This window comes from Streptosporangium sp. NPDC053982 (assembly GCF_055585205.1).
The window spans coordinates 253959-273064 of sequence record NZ_JBVJKQ010000001.1 but is presented as its reverse complement, the minus strand read 5'-3'; the positions used below and the strand labels follow the sequence as shown (position 1 = coordinate 273064).

Below are 19106 nucleotides of genomic sequence, written 5' to 3'. Positions count from 1 at the left end.
TTGGACTAGACCACTGACGGGATCCGGCGCGGACCGCCCGACCCTCCCGGCGGGAGGGGCGGGCGGGGCCGGACACACGTTTCCGGGCGGAGTGGGCGCGCTCCGGGCGGTCGGTACCCCGCCGGAGGGGCGCGCTCCGGCGGTCAGTTCGCCCGGGAGGTGGCGGCCAGGATCTCCGGGTGCCGGCCGAAGGCCAGCCCGCCGGCGAGCCGCCGCCCGCCCCAGGAGACCAGCAGGCCGTACGGCACCGCCAGGACGCAGAACCAGGGGGACCCCAGCAGCACCGGCAGCACGACCGGCAGGGACAGCACGACACTGGCGATCATCCCGCCGAAGGAGGCGGCGAAGGCGACGCCGCCCTGCCCCGGCGCGGCGCCGGTGAAGGCGTTCAGCCGCTCCGGCACGGTGTACGGGATCAGCACGCTGGTCAGGGCCCCCACGCCGAGCCCGGCGCCGAGGACGCCCCAGCCGGTGAGCGCGGCGGGCACGGCCCAGGAGAGGTCACCGGCGAGGAGTGCCGCGACGACCGCCAGCACGGCCAGCAGCGGGACCGCGATCGTCGCGACGGCCAGCTGCCGCCCGGCGATGTCGGTCCGCCAGTCGCGGGCCGAGCCGTAGGCGACGGAGTTCATCCACAGCGACCGGCCGTCGATGCCGAAGATGTTGACCGCCTGCAGGGCGATCATCACCGCGCCGATGCAGGCGGGGCCGACCACGAGGAAGGCCGAGCCCGGCGCGTCGCCGTTGTTCATGGAGAAGGCCAGGACGCCGGTGACCGCGACGGCGGCGAACCAGCCGACCCGCCCGCGCGGGTCGCGGCGGGCGTACTTGAGCTCCTTGGTCGCGACCGCGGCGAGCGGGCCGTCCGGCAGGACGCGGGCCAGCAGGCCCCGCGAGCTGCGGACGGTGGCCGCCTCGGTGGAGGCGTCCGCCGTGACCAGTGCCCGGCGGAGCGCGGCGATCCACAGCCGGCCGATCACGAGGACCAGGACGGCGAGCACGGCCAGCTCGGCGAGGGCGGCCGGGCCGCCGTCGGCGACGGCGTGCGCGGCCATTCCGGACGGCGTCCAGCGCAGCGCCGACGCCAGGCCGCCCAGCAGGGCGAGCGGGTCGCCGCCCACCCCGCCGTTGACCAGCAGGTTGGGCAGCTGGGCCGCCAGGACGACGAAGATCGCGGAGACGGCGAGCACGTCGCGGCCCCGGCGGGTGCGCAGCACGCCGGACAGGGCCGTGGTGATCAGCCGCGAGAGCACGATGCACAGGGCGAACTGCAGCAGCACCGCGACGACGCCCACCACGGCGCCGCCGGCCCCCGTGGCCAGGCCGGCGACCGCGCCGAACGCGGCGACCAGCGTGGCCAGCGGCCAGACGCCGGTGACCGAGGCGGCGAACATGCCGGTCGCGAGCTGCCCGGTGCGCAGCGGGAACAGCGCCAGCCGGGACGGGTCGAGGGTGTCGTCGAGGCCGAACGCCAGCAACGGCACGACCGCCCAGCCGAGCAGCTGCATGGTGAACAGAATGATCGTGATGTCCCGCGCGACGTCGGCGGGCGCCCCGCGGAGTGCGGCCAGGAGGAAGAACCCGAAGCCCGCCACGACCACCGCGGCGACCGCCGAGAAGACGAACCCGGCCAGCCGGGTGCCGTTCCCGCGCAGGCCGCCGGCGATCAGCCGGAGCTTGAGCCGGACGAAGACGCCGGGCCCCACCCGCGCCGCGCCGCCCGCACCGCTCACACCGGTCTCCGGGCGGACACCCGCGCCGTCCTCCGCGCCGCTCACGCCGCCGTCCGTGTCGCCGCTCACGCCGAGGTCGCGCCCAGCCATGACAGGCCCTCCTCCCCGCCGTCGTGACCGTGGGCGCCGACCAGGCCGAGGAACGCCTCGTTGAGGCTCCGCCCGGCCCGCACCTCGTCCAGCGGGCCCTGCGCGACGATCTGCCCGCGGCTCATCACCGAGACCCAGTCGCACAGGCGCTCCACCAGCTCCATGACGTGGCTGGAGAAGACGACGGTCGAGCCGGAGGCGGTGTAGCGCCGGAGCACCTCGACCAGCGTGTTGGCGCTGACCGGGTCCACCCCCTCGAACGGCTCGTCGAGGAAGAGCACCGCGGGGTTGTGCAGGAGCGCCGCGGCGAGCCCGATCTTCTTGCGCATGCCGGTGGAGTAGTCGACGACGAGCTTGTCGGCCGAGTCGGCGAGGTCCATCACCCGCAGCAGCTCCGCCGACCGCCGCTCGACCTCCTCCTTGGGGATGCCGCGGAGCTGGCCGTTGTAGGCCAGCAGCTCCCGGCCGGACAGCCGCTCGAACAGGCGCAGGCCCTCGGGCAGGACGCCGATGCGGCCCTTGACCGCGATCGGTTCGCGCCAGACGTCGAGGCCGTCGATGTGCGCGGTTCCGCCGTCCGGGCGCAGCAGGCCGGTGACCATGCTCAGCGTGGTGGTCTTGCCCGCGCCGTTCGGGCCGACCAGGCCGGCGAAGCCGCCCCGGGGCACGACGAGGTCGACGCCCCCCACCGCCACCTGCTGACCGAATCTCTTGACGAGCTGCCTGGTGCGTACCGCTTCGACGATGTCCGCCATGGCCCCTACTCTGCCGTTTCCAGCCTTTTACGAAACCTATCCCAGGCCGCTGAACGAACGAGCGCCCCCGATGGTTCGACGGGGTTCCGGACGGCTACCCTCGCAGGGAGTCGACGACGACGAGTGTGAGGAACCGATGAGCGCTGAGCCGGTGGCCACCGGAATCGACATTCACACCACGGCGGGCAAACTCGCCGACCTGGAGCGGCGTCTGGACGAGGCGAAGCACGCCGGTTCCGAGCGCGCGGTGGCCAGACAGCACGCCAAGGGCAAGATGACGGCCAGGGAGCGGGTCCTCTCCTTCCTGGACGACGGCAGCTTCGTGGAGTTCGACGAGCTGGCCCGGCACCGGTCGAGCGGCTTCGGCCTGGAGCGCGAGCGCCCGTACGGCGACGGCGTGGTGACCGGCCACGGCACGGTGGACGGCCGGCCGGTGGCGGTGTTCGCCCAGGACTTCACGGTCTTCGGCGGCTCGCTGGGCGAGGTCTTCGGCGAGAAGATCGTCAAGGTCATGGACCACGCGCTGAAGACCGGCTGCCCGGTGGTCGGCATCAACGACTCCGGCGGGGCCCGCATCCAGGAGGGCGTGGTCTCCCTCGGCCTGTACGCCGAGATCTTCAAGCGCAACGTCCACGCCTCCGGCGTGATCCCGCAGATCTCGCTGATCATGGGCCCGTGCGCGGGCGGCGCCGTCTACTCCCCCGCGCTCACCGACTTCGTGCTGATGGTGTCGGAGAAGTCGCACATGTTCATCACCGGCCCCGACGTGATCAAGACGGTCACCGGCGAGGAGGTGACGTTCGAGGAGCTGGGCGGCGCGCACACGCACAACTCCCGCTCCGGCGTGGCGCACTACGAGGCGTCCGACGAGGAGGACTGCCTGGAGTTCGCCCGGGCGCTGCTGTCCTACCTGCCGTCCAACAACCTGGACGAGCCGCCGGTCTTCGAGACCGAGCCGGTGCTGTCGGTCACCGACGCCGACCGCGAGCTGGACACGCTCATCCCCGACTCGGCGAACCAGCCCTACGACATGCACACGGTGATCGGGCACGTCCTGGACGACGAGGAGTTCCTGGAGGTGCACGCGCGGTTCGCGCCGAACATCGTGGTGGGCTTCGGCCGCGTCGAGGGGCGCCCGGTGGGGATCGTCGCGAACCAGCCGATGAGTTTCGCCGGCACGCTGGACATCGCGGCGTCGGAGAAAGCGGCGAGATTCGTCCGCACTTGCGATGCTTTCAACATTCCCGTGCTGACATTTGTGGATGTTCCCGGATTCCTTCCTGGAACCGATCAGGAATGGAACGGGATCATCCGCCGCGGCGCCAAGCTGCTCTACGCCTACGCCGAGGCGACCGTCCCGCTCGTCACCGTCATCACCCGCAAGGCGTACGGCGGCGCCTACGACGTCATGGGGTCCAAGCACCTGGGCGCCGACGTCAACCTGGCCTGGCCCACCGCGCAGATCGCCGTCATGGGCGCGCAGGGCGCGGTCAACATCCTCTACCGGCGCGAGCTGATGGCGTCCGGCGACCCCGACGCCGAGCGCGCCCGGCTCGTCACCGAGTACGAGGACACCCTGGCCAACCCGTACCTCGCGGCCGAGCGCGGATACGTCGACGCGGTGATCCGCCCCTCCGACACGCGCGTGCAGATCGTCCGCGCCCTGCGCGCCCTGCGTAACAAGCGCGCCACCCTTCCGCCGAAGAAGCATGGGAACATTCCGCTGTGACCGAGCTGAGGATCGTCCATGGTGAGCCGGGGCCCGAGGAGGTCGCGGCGCTGGTGATCGCGATCACCTCGAGGACCGCACCGGAGGGTGAAACCGTACGAAAGCCGGGGAACTGGCGCGATCCCGCTTACCGACTGCGAAAGCCACTCCCCACCGGACAAGGCGCCTGGCGATCCAGCGGATTACCGCGATAGATCTCGGGAACAGGGTGTCAAGCCGCACGAGAGTTGGGACTATCTAAGAAATGGGCGTATATAGCCAGCCGATCAGCTAGTCCGAGGCCTGGAGGACGACATGACCATCCTGGACCTCACCTCGCACCCCGTCATCGCGAAGTACGCCGTCCTGGTCGACGTGGGATACCTGTACGCCGCGGCGGGGGAGGTGTTGCTTGGCGCCAAGGAGCGCAAGGAATACCGCGTCGCGGCCGACGAGCTGATCCAGGCGCTGCAGAAGCACGCCGAGACGCGCATCCACGGCGAGCTGCTGCGGATCTACTGGTACGACGCCGCCCGTGACCGGGTGCCGACCGTCGACCAGCGCGTCATCGCCCAGCTCCCGTGGGTCAAGGTGCGCCTGGGCAACCTCAACGCGCGCGGGCAGCAGAAGGGCGTGGACGCGCAGATCCGCAGCGACCTGGAGGCGCTGGCCCGCCACCACGCGGTGAGCGACACGATCCTGCTCGCCGGGGACGAGGACATGGTCCCCGCCGTCGAGGCCGCCCAGGCGTACGGCGTGCGGATCCACCTGTGGGGGGTGGAGCCGCCGTACGGCACCAACCAGGCCGAGCGCCTGGTCTGGGAGGCCGACACCGTCGAGATCATCAGCGCCGACTTCCTGCGCTCCTTCTTCAGCCGCGCCCCCGCACCGGTCCCGGTCACCCCGGTCGCCACCGCCCCCTCCCCCGCCCAGGTCTTCGCCGGGCGGACGCCCGCCTCGATCAAGCCGAAGGTCTCCCCCGGCCAGGCCGCCAAGCTCGGGCCCAGCCGCCCGCGGGTCGAGGAGGTCGGCGAGCACGTGGCCCAGAAGTGGATCCTCACCCGCGGCCGCGACAACATCCGCGACCTGCTGCCGGGCCCGCTGCTGCCCACGGTGATCGACACCGAGCTGCTGATCGAGGCGGAGAAGGAGCTCGGCCACTCGCTGCGCCCCTACCCCGAGGCCCGGGTGTGGCTCCGCGACGGTTTCTGGGCCCGCGTCTACCGCGAGTTCGAGATCGGGGTCGGCGTCTCCTCCCGCTGACCCCGGACCGCCGGGCGGCCCCCGCCCCCGGTTCCAGCTCCGGCCCGGCCCGGTTCCACCCCGATCCGGCCCCTCCCGGGCCCTCTCCCGATCCGGTCCCTCCTCCCGGGCCCGGCCCGGCGGTCGCGTCCGGGAGGAGGTTCACGGTCGCGTCCGATTCCCGCCAGCCGTCCCCCTGCGCTGGGGCTAACGTTTCAGGTGTGTCCGCGACAGAGCTCGACTTCGACTCCTGTTACCGAGCGGTGGCCGCCCGGGACGCCCGCTTCGACGGGCGGTTCTACACGGCGGTCACCACGACCCGCATCTACTGCCGCCCGGTCTGCCCGGCGCGCACCCCGACCTCGCGCAACGTCCGCTTCTACCGCCACGCGGCGTCCGCCGAGGCCGCCGGGTTCCGGCCCTGCAAGCGCTGCCGGCCGGAGCTCAGCCCCGGCGACCCCGGCTGGGACCACCGCGGCGACCTGGTGGGCCGGGCGCTCCGCCTGATCGACGAGGGGGTGGCCGACGACGGCGGGATCACCCGGCTGGCCGGGCGGCTGCACATCACCGAGCGGCACCTGCACCGGCTGTTCGCCGGCGAGCTCGGCGTGGGGCCGCTGGCCGTGGTCAGGACCAAGCGCCTGCTGCTGGCCAAGCAGCTCCTGACCGAGACCGGGCTGCCGATCAGCGACGTGGCGTTCGCCGCGGGCTTCGGCAGCGTCCGGCAGTTCAACGCGACCATGAAGGAGACCTACGGCTTCACCCCCGGCGAGCTGCGGGCCACCGCGGGCCGCGCCGCATCGGGGAACGCGCTGACGCTCCGGCTGCACCGGCGCGAGCCGTACGATGCCGGGACGCTGATGCGGTTCCTGGCGGCGCGGGCGATCCCGGGGCTGGAGCAGGCCGACGAGACCTCCTACCGCCGCGCGGTGCCGCAGGGGACGATCACCCTCACCCCGCTCCCCGGCCACGTCCGGCTGGACGTCACCCTCGACGACACCCGCCACCTGGCCCGCGTCGTCGCCCGCGCCCGCCGCCTCCTCGACCTCGACGCCGACCCCGAGGCCATCTCCGGCGCCCTCGGCGAGACCGCTCTCGCGCCGCTGGTCGCCGCCCGGCCCGGGTTGCGCGTCCCCGGCGCCTGGGACGGCTTCGAGGCCGCCGTCCGCGCCGTGATCGGCCAGCAGATCTCCGTCGCGGGCGCCCGCACCATCCTGGGCCGCCTCACCGCGCGCGTCGGCCGTACGGCGGGCCTCGTCACGGCCGGGGCGAGCGGCGCGGACGGGGGCTGCGCCGGCGGGGACGGCCCGCACCTCCTGTTCCCCACCGCGGCCGACCTCGCTGAGGCCGACCTCGCCGGGCTCGGGCTGACCGGACGGCGGGTGACCACGCTGAAGGCGCTCGCCACGAAGGTCGCCGACGGCGAGATCGACCTGGACGGCGCCCAGGAGCCGGCCGAGGCGGTCGCCCGGCTGCTGGAGGTGCCGGGGATCGGCCCGTGGACGGCCGGCTACATCGCGCTGCGCGCCCTGCGCGACCCGGACGCCTGGCCCCGGGGGGACCTCGGGCTACGGCGAGCCATGGCGTGCCTGGGCATTCCCGATGACCACATCGAACGGTGGCGGCCCTGGCGGGCCTACGCCGCGCTACATCTCTGGAGTTCGGAATGATCACCACCACTGTCACCACGACGATCGAGGCGCAGGTCCTGCCCACCCCGGCCGGGCCGCTGTCGCTGCTCTCGCACGAGGGGACCCTCGTCGCGGCCGGCTTCACCGCCGACCCGGAGGAGATGTTCGCCAGGCTCTCGCCCGCGATGCGGGCTCACGGCCTCGCCAGGGTGGACGACCTGGGTCACGCGGCGCGGGCCGTACGCGACTATCTGGACGGCGACCTCGCGGCGCTCGACGCCGTCGAGGTGTCCCAGCCGGGGTCGCCCAGGCGGCAGCGGCTACTGACCGCGCTCCGGGAGGTGCCGGCCGGGACCACGGTCACCTACGCCGAGCTCGCCGAGCGGGCGGGGATGCCGAGGACGGCCGCCAGGGCGGCCGGCGGGGCGTGCGCGCAGAACCTGATCGCGCCGTTCGTCCCGTGCCACCGCGTCCTGCCGTCCACCGGCGGCTTCGGCGGCTACTACTACGGCACCCCGGTCAAGCAGTGGCTGCTCGCCCACGAGAAGGCCGTCGGCTGACCGCCCGGTCCGGTCCGGCGCCCCGCCGTCCGCGCCTCAGCCGATCCGCGGACGGCGGGGCGCCGCGCCTCAGCCGGTCCCGGTGACGGTGCTCTGCACCTCGCCCACCTCGACGTCGCGGGTCGCGCCGACCTGGATGGGGTCGTAGGGGTCGTAGGCGAAGGGCGCGACGCCGCCCTGCCCCTGCGCCGTCACCTCCCACACCGAGGTCACCGTCAGCTCGTAGACCTCGCGCGGCTGGTCGACCGAGGCGTGGAGGTACTGGACGCCGCAGGTGAACGTCCCGCCCTTGGTGTACGGCTTGCCGGTCGGCCCGCAGTCCGTCATGACCCTGGCCCGGTCCTCGGTCGTCCCGGACTTGATCGTCATGTCGTGGAGGTTCGCGGTCACGGTGGCGCTCATGTAGCCCGGGATCGTGGCCGTCACCGACCTGGTGGTCTGGCCGACGTCGTCGAGCCAGACCCAGGTCGGGAGGTTGACGTAGCTCTTGACGTCGGGGTTCAGCTTGATCTTCGGCTCGGGCACGGTCAGCGCGGCGCGGGCGATGTCGAGGAGCTCCTGCATGGTGATCGCGTTGGGCGGGGTCGTGTTCGGCGGCACCCAGATCTCGGGCTCCATGCCGCCGAAGCAGGAGACGCCGGCGTCGGTGCCGTCGTGCGCGACGTGCCACCAGCGGCCCTCCTGGCCCACCTTGTCCTTGTACTTGTCCAGGTAGCCGTCGTCGGGGGTCTCGCCCCAGGTCCGCTCCGCGCTGTTCTGCCGGTCGTTGCGGAACTTCATCTCGTCCTCGGCGTTGTTGCCCGGCTCGTACCAGCAGTGGCGCTTGACCTGGTACCCGTCGCTCTTGGCGCCCAGGCCGGACCCGGACAGGCGGATCTGGGAGTTGTACAGCTCGATCCTGCTCGTGTTGCCGCTCTGGCTGGTCCGGACCCCGCCACCGCCGCCGCCGTCCGGCTGCGGGCCGGGGGCGAGCAGGAGCAGGCCCGCGACGGCCACATTCACGATCATCGGAGACACCCCTTCGCGGGTTCACTGGGCAGGTCCTCATACTGGAGCAGCACGATCCGCCAGACGCCGTCGTCACCGCGGCGCATCCCGGCGGTCTGCAGGAACGGTTTCCGGGTCCACGACGGCTGCTTGCGGACCGCCGTCCCGGTTCCGGCGTCCAGGAGTCGCATGCCGGTCTCGTCGACGCAGGCCTTGAACGTCGCGCCCCGGCCGTCGACCGCGGCGACGTTCATCGCGTAGATCCGGGAGACGCCCCGCAGCGACGTGCGGTGCTCGATGAACCGTCCCACCCACTCGCGGCCCTGCCAGGCCCCCTCGTCCCGCATCGCGTTCAGGTAGGCGGTGTCGGCGCCCCGGGTGACGACGGCGCTGTACGACCCGGCGCGGTAGTCGCGGAAGGCGTTGATCATCCCCGTGGTGTCGGGGTCGGACACCGCGGGCCACTCGACCACCACCCGCACGCCGGGGGAGATCACGATGGTCTCCTCCTTCGGCCCGGAGACGGCGCCGTCGGTGCGCCGCGGGCCGTCCGTGCCGCCCGGTGCGGGGCTGCCCGCCGCGTCCCGCGACGCGCCCGGCGGGTCGGCCGGGAGGTCGACGGGGGTGAACGGCCGGGCGGGCGGCGAGGAGCAGCCCACCGGCGCGGCCAGGGCCAGCGCGGCCAACGCTCGCATGACGGTCACGTTAGGAGCGCCCGCCGCACGGAACCACCGGTATGCACGAATCAGCATGGTTCCGCTCCTCCCTCCGTCCCCGGTCATCCGTGTCTTTTCCGTCCTCGCGTTCTCCGCCCGGCGGGCTTCGCCGTTCAGCGCGGTCATGCCGACGGCGCCGAGCGCATCCGCCACGCGGGCAGCAGCTCGTCGATGAGCGCCTCGGTCTCCGGCGCCATCCCGCCCCCACCGGGCCGGGCGGAGCGCCGGTGCAGGCCGTCCGCCACGGCCCGCAGCCTGGCGGCGTCGCCGGTGAGGTGGGTGGCCCGCAGCAGGTCGCGCCAGAGCCCCTCGTCGTCGGGGGCGAGCAGCAGCCCGGCCCGCACCGCGGCGACGGCCCGGTCGGCCTCGCCGCGGGCCAGCCGTACCTCGCAGAGCCGGTGGGCGGCGTCGGCGACGGCGGCGGTCACGTCGTACTCCAGGTCGTCGGCGGCCAGCCAGGCGTACCGGCCGCGCGGGCGGTCGGCGAGCAGCGGGCCGCGCACCAGCCCCAGCGCCTTCTCCAGCAGTACGGCGCGCATGGTCGGGTCGGCCTGCGCCCGGCGGGCGAACGCGCGGAAGAGCGACCAGTCGGTCCGCACCTCGGGGCCCAGCCGGAGCCGGCCCGAGTCGTCGGTGTGGAGGTTGGGCCGGCCGGAGCGGTCCGTGCCCAGCCAGTCGACGACCCGGGCGATGGTGGCGTCCCGGACCGCGGACTGCACGCCGCGCGGCCACAGGATGCCTCCCAGCACGACCGGGTGGACGCCGGCCGGGTGGGTCGCGAGGTAGACGACGAGCTCCGCGGCGAGGGCGGCGCGGCCCTCCTCCATCGGCGGCGGGCCGAGCACCTCGGCCGGCCCGAGGATCCGCACCTCGACCGAGGGCGCCCCGGCGGCCCACCGCGACTCCGGCCCGTCGGACAGCGGCCCGTCGGACAGCGGCTCGCCGTCGAGCCGGTCGGCGGTGTGGAACAGTTCCACCAGCGAGCGGTAGTGGCGTCGGGGCAGGAGCTGGGCGGTGACGTCGAAGCCGAGCGCGTCGACGAGCGCCCGGCCGTCCTCGGTGATCTCCCAGTTCCAGGTGGCGTGCGGCGCCTCGCCCGCCACGACGTACCCGGCGGCCGTACGGACGCCCCTCCTGGCCAGCAGCGCCAGGCGTCGGCCCTCCTCAGGCGTAGGGGCGACCGCGGACAGCACGTAGTGCGGCGGCCAGATCGGGTCGGCGGCGCGGCCGTGGATCCGGCCGGTGAGCACGTCGTCGCCGTGGCCGCGCTCGTTCGCGGTGGCCTCCAGCTCGGGCAGGACCTCGGCGAGGGAGCCCGCGCACCGGATCCGGTCGGGGGCGATCACGGCCAGCTCCTCCCCGAAGCCGACCAGCGTGATCCGCATCCGGTCGGACCAGCGGTTGGTGGCCAGCTCCACGGCGAGCGCGGCGAGCGCCGAGGTGGTCCGCTCCCCCTTCAGGCTGATCAGGCCGTGGGCCGCCTCCAGGTCCACGAGCACCCGGCCCTCGCCGTTGGAGCCGAGCGAGACCAGCCCCGGGTACGGCGCGGGCGCGTCGGCGAGGGACCGCTCGTCGATCATCCGGCCCTCCTCGGCGGACAGCCGCCAGACCTGGCCCCCGTCGCAGGAGACCCAGGGGGCGGGGGCGTCCTCCTGCGGCGGGTGGATCCACAGGTCGAGGGTCTGCGCGGACAGGTAGGCGGCGTAGACGGTCGGCGGGACGCGCCGCTGCCCGGCGAGCGACCTGCCGAGGAGCCGCAGCCCGAGGTCGAGCATCCGGCTGCCCGGTGCGTCGGCCCCGATCCTGAGCGCGACCTCGGCCTCGGCGGCGTCGTCGCGCGGCCGGACCACCCGGCGGCCGAACGCCCTCTCCCAGAGCTGCCGCCTGCGCCTGCCGCCGAGGGCGGCCAGCACCCCGGCCGCCAGCAGGGAGGCCCCGGCGAGGTAGTCGAGCAGCGGCGCCCCGGTCTCGGGCTCGGCGGCCCAGTCCGGGGGGACCGGCCGTTCCGTGACGGTTCCCCGGCCCGGGTCGCCCGGCGCGTGCTCCCGCCCGGTGGCGCGCTCACCGGTCCGGGCGGGGTCGGCGTGCTCGCCGGTCCGGGACGGCTCCGCGGTGCCGCGGCCGGTCTCGGCGGGGGCGGGCCGTTCCACCCGCCCGGGGTCGCCGGACCGCCGGTCTCCGGAGCCGTCGCCGGGCAGGACCGAGGTGTCCTGGGGCGGGGAGACCTCCGTGTGCCTCCCGGTGTGGTGCCCGGTCCCCGTCTCCTCCCCCGCCGGGAGGTCCCGGGCGCCGGGTGTGACGTGCTGGGTGCGTCCGTCGAGCTCGGCGGGCTTGTACGGATGGTCCTTGAGGGTCTCGTCGCGCGGCTGGTCCACCGGGACGATGTGCACGTTCCTGGCGTCGTCCGGCATGTCGAGCACCCAGCCGGGCCTGATCAGGTCGGCCATGTGCAGGCGGCTGCCGTCGGGCTGCTCCTTGTGCTGGTTGAGCCGGTAGACCTCCGGATAGCGGCGGCCGTCGCCCAGGCACTTCTCCGCGATCTCCCACAGGCTCTCGTGGTGGCGGCCGTGCGGCGGCTGCACCACGTACACCTTCTTGACCTCGGCGACCGGCGTCAGCGGCGCCCGCTCCCCGGCGACCGGGGCCGGCAGCGCCGACAGCGCGTCCGCGGCGGCCGCGGCGACCGGCGGGCCGACCGGCAGGCCGCCGGGCCGGGCGATCGGCACCACCACCGCCGACACGGTGAACAGCAGCAGCGCCGCCGAGACCAGCCGGTTGGCCAGCGCCTGTGTGCCGCCGGAGAACGGCACCTGGGCCGGCATGCCGACCCGGCGGATCCCGGCGTAGACCTCGACGATCACGCAGACGGCCAGTTGCAGCCAGGCGAGCCAGACCAGCAGTACGAGGATCGCGATGATCGTGCTGGTGCCGACCTGGCTGGTCAGCACGTCCAGGTCGAGCAGCTCGGGAGGGAGGGGCGGCCCGGCCAGCCGCAGCAGGGCGTAGGGGACCCCGCCGACGAGCGCGGCCAGCAGCACCAGCGCGCCGAGTCCGGCGAGCACGTCGCCCGGCGTGCGCCTGGGCCTGATGCGCACGGGCTGTCGCGGTGGCATGCCTCTCCCTCCCATCCCTCCCTGTCTCCCTCCTCGTCCAGGTTCGCCCCGTCCTGCGGGCCGGGCGGGCGGTACGCCCCGATCGGCATGGCTCGCCGTCCGCGGCGGGCCGGGGCGGCGCCCGGGCGGGGCGGGACGGGCCATCAGGCGTCGTCCCCGGCGTCCGGGCCCGCGGTGACCTCGGCCTTCATATCGGAGCCCGGAAAGCCCAGCGCGGCGAGGAAGATCGCCTTCCAGGGGACGGTGACCCCCACGGTGACCTCCGCCTGCCCGGCGCCGACGGAGCACCCGGCGATCCGGACGTCGCCGGCGGCGTGGGCGGAGACGATCTCCTCGGCCTCGGCGCAGACCTCGCCCTCGTCCATGAGCCGGACCTGGCCGGTGGCGCGCAGCGTCTCCTCGTCGATCCGGTCGGCGGCGGCCCGCGCCGCCTGCTCGGCGATGTCGGCGGCCCGCAGCCGGGCGTTGATGGCGGCGCCGCCGTCCACCAGGAGCCCGGCGAGCAGGAAGACCGCCACGGAGAAGACCGCCGTGAAGACCGACATCGACCCCCGCTCGCCCGCCCGCCGGACCGGTCCGGAACGCGGCGACCGCCGCATGGCGCTCATCCCCCGTCCTCCTCCACCCGCCGGAACCGCTCCAGCGGGACCACCGAGTCGCCCTCGATGTCCTTGGCCGCGCCGAAGCCGAGGAAGCTCAGGTCGAGCGAGCAGGTGACCTCGGCCCGGACCCGGCCGCCCATCTCCCACCGGCTGCCCTCCAGGCTGACCTGCGGCTCGCACTGCCCCGACAGGGAGTCCCGCGCCGCCTCCTGCGCCGCCGACTCGGCGTCGGCGAACGAGCGCTCGACCGAGGCGGCCCTCGCCGCGTCCCTGGCCGCGCCGTTGACCTCGCCCTGGGCCTCGACCAGCCTTCCCGCGCCGACGAGCAGCAGCAGGAACAGCAGGAAGACCGGGGCCAGCAGGACCGTCTCGGCGGTCAGCGAGCCGCGTTCGCCGCGCGGGCCGTGCCGGGTGGCGGGCGTCCTGCCGCGCGGGCCGGACCGCGGGCCATCGGGCCAGGGGCTTCCGGTCCGGGGGCTTCCGGTCCGGGGGTTCCCGGTCCGGGGCGACCGCCGTCCGCCGCGCCGTGCGAGGGCGCTCACGGGCATCCCTCGCTCCCGTCGTCGGGCCGGAAGCACTCGACGGGGCCGCCGAACCGCGCGGTGATGGTGAGCGTCGTGGACGGCAGCAGCGGGACCACCTGGACCGCGGTGGCGGTGATCTCGACGCCGCGCCGGCCGTCCTCGTCCCACGCCGTCACGGCGGCGCCCTCCAGAAGCTTCGGGCCGACCGCCCTGAGCACCTGTTCGGCCCTGGAGGTGGCGTCCGACTCCCAGGAGTCGGTGTCGATCCGGGCGAGGCGGGCCCCCTCCCGGGCGGCGGCGTCGGCGACCTGCCGCCCGTGGAACCACAGGGCGAACTGCACGACGAGCAGGATGATCGCCAGCACCACCGGCATGATCATCGCCAGCTCCACGGCGGCGGCCCCGCGCTCCCGGCGGCGCCGTACGGCGGTCCGCGCGGTCGTCCGTACGGTGGCCCTCACGGCGGCCCGTGAACGGCCGCGGCCCTCGCCGGCGGGTGAACGGGCACGGCTCCCGGCGGCGGGCTCCCGGCGGAGCTCAGCCGTCACCGAAGCCACCGCCGTTCCCCTCTCCGCCGCCCCCGCCGCCTCCGCCCCCGCCGAACTGGTTGGAGATCTCGGCCTGCTTGCCCTCGACGAGGGTCTTGATGAGGGTGGCCAGGCCGAGCGCGACCCCGGCGATGATCGCCGTGATGATGACCCACTCGACGGCCGAGGCGCCCCGGGTGGGGGCGTTGCGGGCCCGCTCGATCCTCGTGCTCAGGAACGCGGCCGTATAGACGATCCACGGATGGTTGCTCAGCATGGTCAGGACCCCAACATCTTCATAGCGGCCGGGTAACTCAGGAAGATCACGAAGCCCGCGCAGAGCAGGAGCTGGGCGACGAGCATCGACTGCGAGCGCTCGCCGGCCTGCCCCTCCACCTCGGCGAGCTCGCGGCGCCGCAGGGTCGCGGCGCGGGCGGTCAGGGACGATCGGACCTTGGCGCCGTCGTCGGCGACCAGCCCGAGCGCGGCGGACAGGTCGCGCAGCTCGTCGACGTTGATCTCGTCGCCGAGCTGCCCGAGCGCCTGCCAGGGGGTGATGCCGACGATCCGGGCGTTGCCCAGGGCCTCGCGGATGCGGGACATCGCCCAGTTGGCGCCGTCGTCGTCGGCGTTCGGGCTGCCCACCGAGACCGCCATCATCAGCGCCTCGGGCACACCGCGCCCGCCCGCGAGGTTCATCGCGACCAGGTCCAGGAAGGCCCCGACGACGTGCCGGAAGTCACGGCGCATCCGGGCGGCGTCCCGCTTGGTCTGCAGGTCGGGCAGGACGAAGAAGACCCCGGCGACCGCGAGCGCGGCCCACAGCGGCACGGTGAGCGAGACGCCCCACCCCATCAGCACCAGCCAGCCGACCAGCAGCGGGAACGCCAGCAGCCCGGAGGCGGCCAGCAGCGCCTTGGTGGCGAGGAACCCCTCGAACGACCTGCCGAGCAGCGCGAGGTCGGCCCTGGCCGAGCGGGCCTCCCAGCCGCGCGCCGCGTAGAAGCGGGCCAGCCGCTCCCCCAGGGAGCGCCGGAAGGCGCTGACCTCCTCGTCGGGCAGGACGAGCCGGGCGCGCGGCGCGTCGGTGCCCTCCCGGGCGGCGTCCAGCGCCAGCAGCCGCGACACCAGGCCGGGCCGGGCCGGGAACAGCGCCCGGACCAGCAGGAACAGGCCGAGCCCCAGCACGCCCCCGGCGAGCACTCCCTCGGTCATTCGTGCGCCTCCCCCGTGGACGGCAGGCCCAGCAGCCGGGCCGGCTTGTCGAAGCGGGCCAGGCGGCGCATCCAGGCGAACCCGGCTCCGAAGAACCCGGCGACCACCACGAGCACGGCCTGGCCGAGAGTGCTGTCGTACTCCTCGACGTAGGAGGGGTTGAACACCACCAGGGCGACGGCGAAGGCGACGGCCGTGCCGACCACGATCTGCACGCTGCGCCGGGTGGAGCGGCGCTCGGCCTCGACACGGCGGCGCATGTCGAGCTCCTCGCGGGCCGACACGGCGAGCGCGCCCAGCACGTCGCGCAGGCCGGGGCCGCGCAGCTTGGAGTTGAGGATCAGCGCGGCCACCACCAGGTCGGCCGAGGGGTCGTCGAGCTCGTCGGCGAACAGCCGCAGCGCGTCGGGCAGCGGCATGCGGGTGTGCAGGCGGTCCACCAGCGAGCGCAGGTGCGGGCGGAGCGTGGGGGCCGCGGCCCTGATGGAGGAGGGGATGGCCTGCTCCAGGCCGGCGGCCCCGGCGATGGTGTCGCGCAGCGACTCGGTCCAGGCGGCCAGTCCCTCCAGCCGCCGCATCGCGGTGCGCTCCTCGGCCGCGCCGCCGGAGAGGCCGCGCCAGCCCAGGGCGAGCAGGACGGCGCCCGCCGCCATGACCGGCCAGCCGGTCACCACGAGGACGACCACCCCGGCGATCGCGCCGACCGCCGAGCGGGTGGACAGGGCGCGCAGGACCTCCTTGCGGCGGGGGCCGCGACCGGGGACGGCCGGGCGGGGGCGCACGCCGTACAGGGCGAGGCCGAGCAGGAACAGTCCCGCGCCGACGGCCGCGCCGGCGAGCATCACCAGCGGGTCGAGCAGCCCGGGCGGGACGGGGATCATGACCAGCCTCCCGGGTCGTAGCCGTGCCGGGCGAGCTCCTCGGCGCACGACAGGGGGGCGTGCGGCAGGACCCGGCCGTCGGGCGCCTGGGCGAACACCTCCGACGACAGCACCCGGCCGTCCACGCCCGCCACCTCCCGCACGCTGGAGACGAAGCGGCGCAGCCGTCCGCCCGCGGCGTACTCGTTGCGCTTCTCGATGAAGACGACGAAGTCGATCGCGCCCGCGATGAGCATGTGGGTGGCCTCGATCGGCAGCCGCTCGGTCGCCTGCAGGGCGTAGGTGGCGATGCGGTTGAAGACCTCCATCGAGGAGTTGGCGTGGATGGTGGACAGCGAGCCGTCGTTGCCCTGGGTCATCGCGTTGAGCATGGTGACGATCTCGTCGCCGAGGACCTCGCCGACGATCACCCGCGAGGGGTTCATGCGCAGGGAGCGGCGGACCAGCTCGGCCATGCTGATCTCGCCCTGGCCCTCGGAGTTGGGCAGCCTCTGCTCGAAGGCGACGACGTTGGGGTGCAGCTCGGGGAACTGGTCGAGACCGAGCTCCAGGGCCCGTTCCACGGTGATCAGGCGCTCGGTGGGCGGGATCTCGTTGGCCAGCGCGCGCAGCAGGGTGGTCTTCCCGGCGTTGGTCGAGCCGGAGATCATGATGTTCTTCCGCGCGGCGACCGCGGCCGACAGGAAGCGGCCCACCTCCGGGGTGAGCGTGCCGTTGCCCACCAGGTCGCTGAGGAAGACCTTGCCCAGCCGGGCACGGCGGATGGAGACGGCCGGGCGGACCGTGACGTCCATGACCGCCGAGAGGCGGGATCCGTCCGGCAGGCGCAGGTCGAGCTGGGGGTTGGCGGTGTCGAACGGCCTGCTGGACAGGCCGCTGTAGGCGGCGAGGATCTGGATCAGCTCGACCAGTTCGTCGTCGCTGTCGGCCACCGGCTCGGCCAGGCCCTCCCGGCCGTCGGCGTAGCCGACGAAGACGCGGTCGCAGCCGTTGATGTCGATGTTCTCGACCTCGGGGTCGTCCAGCAGCGGCTGCAGGCGGCCGACGCCGAACAGGGCCGCGTGGATGCCGGCGGCGAGCGCCTCCTCCTCCTCGGCCGTGGGCGGGGTGCGGCCGACGCCGATCTCGCCGCGGGCGAACTCCTCCAGCACCTGGGCGATCAGCGCCCGGGCGAACTGGCGCTCGTCCTCGCCGGTCATCGGGGCCAGGCCGCCGGCCTGGTCGAGGCGGCGCTGGTGGGCCAGGCGGTCGCCGACCTCCTGCCGGAAGCGCTTCACGAGGGTGTGGTCGACGGTCATACGGCCGGCTCCGGGGCTCGGACGGTGGCGACGACGCGGGCGGCGAGCTCGCGCGCCGTACGGATGACCAGGGAGCGGTCCAGCCGGCCGCCCCACTGGCCGCGCAGAAGCTCGGCGCCCTTGGGGTCGTGCGCGAGGCCGCTGACGAAGGCGACCCGGCGGCCGGTGGCGGTGACGATCCGGCGGACCTCCTCGATGGCCGTGCGGTACTGGCGGGGATCGGCGATCACCACGACCGCGATCTGGGGGTCGCGGGGCATGATGTGCAGGCGCTCGCGCAGGTGGGCGACGTGGTCGAGGCTCGCCCTGGTGAACAGCAGCACCAGCTCCGCCTCGGCCGTCAGCTCGGCCGTCTGCGGGTGCCCGCCGAGGCGGCCGCAGTCGGCCAGCACGTCGGCGCCGGGCAGCGCGGCCAGCGCGCGGCCGAGCGGGCCCCACATCCAGGTGAGCCCGGCGGCCTGCTCGCCGTGGGTCAGCCCGGCCAGCACGTCGAGGCCGCCGACGATCTTCTGGGTGTGCTCGTGGATCTGCTCGGGGCGAAGGCCGCGGCGGGCGGTGGCGCCCAGGGTCAGCAGTCCCCGGGCGGGGTTGAGGACCCCGCCGTCGGCGGCCGGGAGGCGGTAGGCGAGGTCTCCCCCGGCCGGGTCGCACTCGGCGAGCAGCACCGGGTGCGGCCAGACGGCGCCGAGCGCGGTGGCCGCCGTGGTCACGCCCGGGGCGCCCTTGTCGGCGGCCAGTGCGATGAGCGCCACCTCAGCGCGCTCCGGGCAGCTCGGCCAGCGCGATCTCACCGCTGGAGGCGTAGGCGGCGACCGTCGGGGAGATGGTGCTGTCCACGATCACCGTCACCAGGCCGGAGGTCCTGCCCTGGGCCTGGCCGGACCCGCCGACCTGGTGGACCAGGGCGTTGGGGGCCAGCACCCGGCTGGTGGCGTTGCCGCCGCCGCCCCGGCTCGGGACGTATATCACCTGGACCCGGTCGCCCCGCTCCAGCGTCCCGGGCATCTGGCCGGGCTTGAGGGAGAGTCCGACCTGCGCCTTGCCGGGGCCGAGCTCCCTGCTGGCGGAGACGACCATGTCGCGGGTCAGGAGGGTGCCGGGCAGGAGGGTGACGCGGGCGAAGTTCTGCGCGACGAGGGCGCGGTCGGCCCAGGCGACGTAGCCGACGCCGGTGTCGGCGATCTGCGTCTCGCGCATCACGGCCTCGGTGAAGGGCTGGCCCGCGCCGACCTGCTGGGAGATCACGATCGCGGAGACCCGGTCTCCGCTGCGCATGACCAGGAGGGTCGTGGCGAGCGCGCCGCCCAGGATGAGCAGTACGGCGAGGGCCGCGAGGGCGGGTTTGCGCTCTCGCGGGGGTACGGGGAGCTTGCGCGACGCCGGGCCGGAAAGGGAACTCGCCGACCCCGGCCGCTCGGCGTTCAGCGGTGTGCGGCTCGCCGGCTTCTCACTGGTCCTCATGGGCAGGGGGACTCCCAGAGTGATTAACGCGTTGGGACTACTGGTTGAATTTACGCCATTATG

General features: G+C 74.3%; 19 protein-coding genes. 5 read left to right on the top strand and 14 right to left on the bottom strand.

The window, feature by feature from the left end; translation table 11 throughout:
• Positions 1-143 precede the first annotated feature (143 nt).
• The gene (locus ACZ6W9_RS01230; RefSeq protein ID WP_389958514.1) at positions 144-1823 is read right to left on the bottom strand and encodes a hypothetical protein; all 1680 of its coding nucleotides are present in this window, start codon (positions 1821-1823) and stop codon (positions 144-146) included.
• Positions 1799-2578: an ABC transporter ATP-binding protein gene (locus ACZ6W9_RS01225; protein WP_389958511.1), complete on the bottom strand. Its 780-nt coding sequence runs from the start codon at positions 2576-2578 to the stop codon at positions 1799-1801. Before ACZ6W9_RS01225 ends, ACZ6W9_RS01230 begins: the two co-directional genes overlap by 25 nt.
• Positions 2579-2714: 136 nt before the next feature.
• Here ACZ6W9_RS01225 and ACZ6W9_RS01220 point away from each other — a divergent pair, with 136 nt between their 5' ends.
• The 5 genes from ACZ6W9_RS01220 to ACZ6W9_RS01200 all read left to right on the top strand — a co-directional run bounded on the left by ACZ6W9_RS01220 (position 2715) and on the right by ACZ6W9_RS01200 (position 7719).
• Positions 2715-4307 carry an acyl-CoA carboxylase subunit beta gene (locus ACZ6W9_RS01220; protein ID WP_389958508.1) on the top strand — a complete coding sequence of 531 codons (1593 nt, stop codon included), beginning with the start codon at positions 2715-2717 and terminating at the stop codon, positions 4305-4307.
• The gene (locus tag ACZ6W9_RS01215) at positions 4304-4501 is read left to right on the top strand and encodes an acyl-CoA carboxylase subunit epsilon (protein ID WP_389958505.1); all 198 of its coding nucleotides are present in this window, start codon (positions 4304-4306) and stop codon (positions 4499-4501) included. The genes ACZ6W9_RS01220 and ACZ6W9_RS01215 overlap by 4 nt, the downstream gene beginning before the upstream one ends.
• Positions 4502-4601: 100 nt before the next feature.
• Complete coding sequence (locus tag ACZ6W9_RS01210; RefSeq protein WP_362928900.1) at positions 4602-5549, top strand: NYN domain-containing protein; 948 nt, start codon at positions 4602-4604, stop codon at positions 5547-5549.
• Positions 5550-5749: 200 nt separating this feature from the next.
• Positions 5750-7198 carry a DNA-3-methyladenine glycosylase 2 family protein gene (locus ACZ6W9_RS01205; protein ID WP_389958499.1) on the top strand — a complete coding sequence of 483 codons (1449 nt, stop codon included), beginning with the start codon at positions 5750-5752 and terminating at the stop codon, positions 7196-7198.
• Complete coding sequence (locus tag ACZ6W9_RS01200) at positions 7195-7719, top strand: methylated-DNA--[protein]-cysteine S-methyltransferase (protein WP_389958496.1); 525 nt, start codon at positions 7195-7197, stop codon at positions 7717-7719. The genes ACZ6W9_RS01205 and ACZ6W9_RS01200 overlap by 4 nt, the downstream gene beginning before the upstream one ends.
• 69 nt (positions 7720-7788) lie before the next feature.
• On the opposite strand, the gene ACZ6W9_RS01195 is transcribed toward ACZ6W9_RS01200, so the two are convergent.
• The 12 genes from ACZ6W9_RS01195 to ACZ6W9_RS01140 form a co-directional block, all read right to left on the bottom strand.
• The gene (locus ACZ6W9_RS01195) at positions 7789-8727 is read right to left on the bottom strand and encodes a hypothetical protein (RefSeq protein ID WP_389958493.1); all 939 of its coding nucleotides are present in this window, start codon (positions 8725-8727) and stop codon (positions 7789-7791) included.
• Positions 8724-9401: a hypothetical protein gene (locus ACZ6W9_RS01190; protein WP_389958490.1), complete on the bottom strand. Its 678-nt coding sequence runs from the start codon at positions 9399-9401 to the stop codon at positions 8724-8726. Before ACZ6W9_RS01190 ends, ACZ6W9_RS01195 begins: the two co-directional genes overlap by 4 nt.
• Before the next feature lie 143 nt (positions 9402-9544).
• The gene (locus ACZ6W9_RS01185) at positions 9545-12535 is read right to left on the bottom strand and encodes a BTAD domain-containing putative transcriptional regulator (RefSeq protein WP_470116516.1); all 2991 of its coding nucleotides are present in this window, start codon (positions 12533-12535) and stop codon (positions 9545-9547) included.
• 143 nt (positions 12536-12678) lie between these two features.
• Positions 12679-13143: a pilus assembly protein TadG-related protein gene (locus tag ACZ6W9_RS01180; RefSeq protein WP_470116515.1), complete on the bottom strand. Its 465-nt coding sequence runs from the start codon at positions 13141-13143 to the stop codon at positions 12679-12681.
• Positions 13140-13679, bottom strand: a complete 540-nt coding sequence (locus tag ACZ6W9_RS01175; RefSeq protein ID WP_389958481.1) for a TadE/TadG family type IV pilus assembly protein — start codon at positions 13677-13679, stop codon at positions 13140-13142. Before ACZ6W9_RS01175 ends, ACZ6W9_RS01180 begins: the two co-directional genes overlap by 4 nt.
• Positions 13676-14122, bottom strand: coding sequence for a TadE/TadG family type IV pilus assembly protein (locus tag ACZ6W9_RS01170; RefSeq protein WP_389958478.1), 447 nt, complete (start codon positions 14120-14122; stop codon positions 13676-13678). The genes ACZ6W9_RS01175 and ACZ6W9_RS01170 overlap by 4 nt, the downstream gene beginning before the upstream one ends.
• A 76-nt stretch (positions 14123-14198) precedes the next feature.
• Positions 14199-14465: a hypothetical protein gene (locus ACZ6W9_RS01165; RefSeq protein ID WP_470116514.1), complete on the bottom strand. Its 267-nt coding sequence runs from the start codon at positions 14463-14465 to the stop codon at positions 14199-14201.
• A 2-nt stretch (positions 14466-14467) separates the two neighbouring features.
• A complete protein-coding gene (locus ACZ6W9_RS01160; protein ID WP_362928881.1) occupies positions 14468-15403 on the bottom strand; it encodes a type II secretion system F family protein in 936 nt (311 codons plus the stop codon).
• Positions 15400-16284, bottom strand: coding sequence for a type II secretion system F family protein (locus ACZ6W9_RS01155; RefSeq protein WP_362928879.1), 885 nt, complete (start codon positions 16282-16284; stop codon positions 15400-15402). The genes ACZ6W9_RS01160 and ACZ6W9_RS01155 overlap by 4 nt, the downstream gene beginning before the upstream one ends.
• A complete protein-coding gene (locus ACZ6W9_RS01150; protein ID WP_362928877.1) occupies positions 16281-17582 on the bottom strand; it encodes a CpaF family protein in 1302 nt (433 codons plus the stop codon). Before ACZ6W9_RS01150 ends, ACZ6W9_RS01155 begins: the two co-directional genes overlap by 4 nt.
• Complete coding sequence (locus ACZ6W9_RS01145; RefSeq protein ID WP_389958473.1) at positions 17579-18334, bottom strand: CpaE/TadZ family protein; 756 nt, start codon at positions 18332-18334, stop codon at positions 17579-17581. Before ACZ6W9_RS01145 ends, ACZ6W9_RS01150 begins: the two co-directional genes overlap by 4 nt.
• Before the next feature lies 1 nt (position 18335).
• Positions 18336-19043, bottom strand: coding sequence for a CpaB family protein (locus ACZ6W9_RS01140; protein WP_389958470.1), 708 nt, complete (start codon positions 19041-19043; stop codon positions 18336-18338).
• Positions 19044-19106 lie beyond the last annotated feature (63 nt).

What these genes read in the sequence shown, in the direction of transcription:
- ACZ6W9_RS01230 (WP_389958514.1), bottom strand. Translation starts at nt 1,823, where the DNA reads ATGGCTGGGCGCGACCTCGGCGTGAGCGGCGACACGGACGGCGGCGTG.
- ACZ6W9_RS01225 (WP_389958511.1), bottom strand. Translation starts at nt 2,578, where the DNA reads ATGGCGGACATCGTCGAAGCGGTACGCACCAGGCAGCTCGTCAAGAGA.
- ACZ6W9_RS01220 (WP_389958508.1), top strand. Translation starts at nt 2,715, where the DNA reads ATGAGCGCTGAGCCGGTGGCCACCGGAATCGACATTCACACCACGGCG.
- ACZ6W9_RS01210 (WP_362928900.1), top strand. Translation starts at nt 4,602, where the DNA reads ATGACCATCCTGGACCTCACCTCGCACCCCGTCATCGCGAAGTACGCC.
- ACZ6W9_RS01200 (WP_389958496.1), top strand. Translation starts at nt 7,195, where the DNA reads ATGATCACCACCACTGTCACCACGACGATCGAGGCGCAGGTCCTGCCC.
- ACZ6W9_RS01195 (WP_389958493.1), bottom strand. Translation starts at nt 8,727, where the DNA reads ATGATCGTGAATGTGGCCGTCGCGGGCCTGCTCCTGCTCGCCCCCGGC.
- ACZ6W9_RS01190 (WP_389958490.1), bottom strand. Translation starts at nt 9,401, where the DNA reads ATGCGAGCGTTGGCCGCGCTGGCCCTGGCCGCGCCGGTGGGCTGCTCC.
- ACZ6W9_RS01185 (WP_470116516.1), bottom strand. Translation starts at nt 12,535, where the DNA reads ATGCCACCGCGACAGCCCGTGCGCATCAGGCCCAGGCGCACGCCGGGC.
- ACZ6W9_RS01180 (WP_470116515.1), bottom strand. Translation starts at nt 13,143, where the DNA reads ATGAGCGCCATGCGGCGGTCGCCGCGTTCCGGACCGGTCCGGCGGGCG.
- ACZ6W9_RS01165 (WP_470116514.1), bottom strand. Translation starts at nt 14,465, where the DNA reads ATGCTGAGCAACCATCCGTGGATCGTCTATACGGCCGCGTTCCTGAGC.
- ACZ6W9_RS01160 (WP_362928881.1), bottom strand. Translation starts at nt 15,403, where the DNA reads ATGACCGAGGGAGTGCTCGCCGGGGGCGTGCTGGGGCTCGGCCTGTTC.
- ACZ6W9_RS01155 (WP_362928879.1), bottom strand. Translation starts at nt 16,284, where the DNA reads ATGATCCCCGTCCCGCCCGGGCTGCTCGACCCGCTGGTGATGCTCGCC.
- ACZ6W9_RS01150 (WP_362928877.1), bottom strand. Translation starts at nt 17,582, where the DNA reads ATGACCGTCGACCACACCCTCGTGAAGCGCTTCCGGCAGGAGGTCGGC.
- ACZ6W9_RS01140 (WP_389958470.1), bottom strand. Translation starts at nt 19,043, where the DNA reads ATGAGGACCAGTGAGAAGCCGGCGAGCCGCACACCGCTGAACGCCGAG.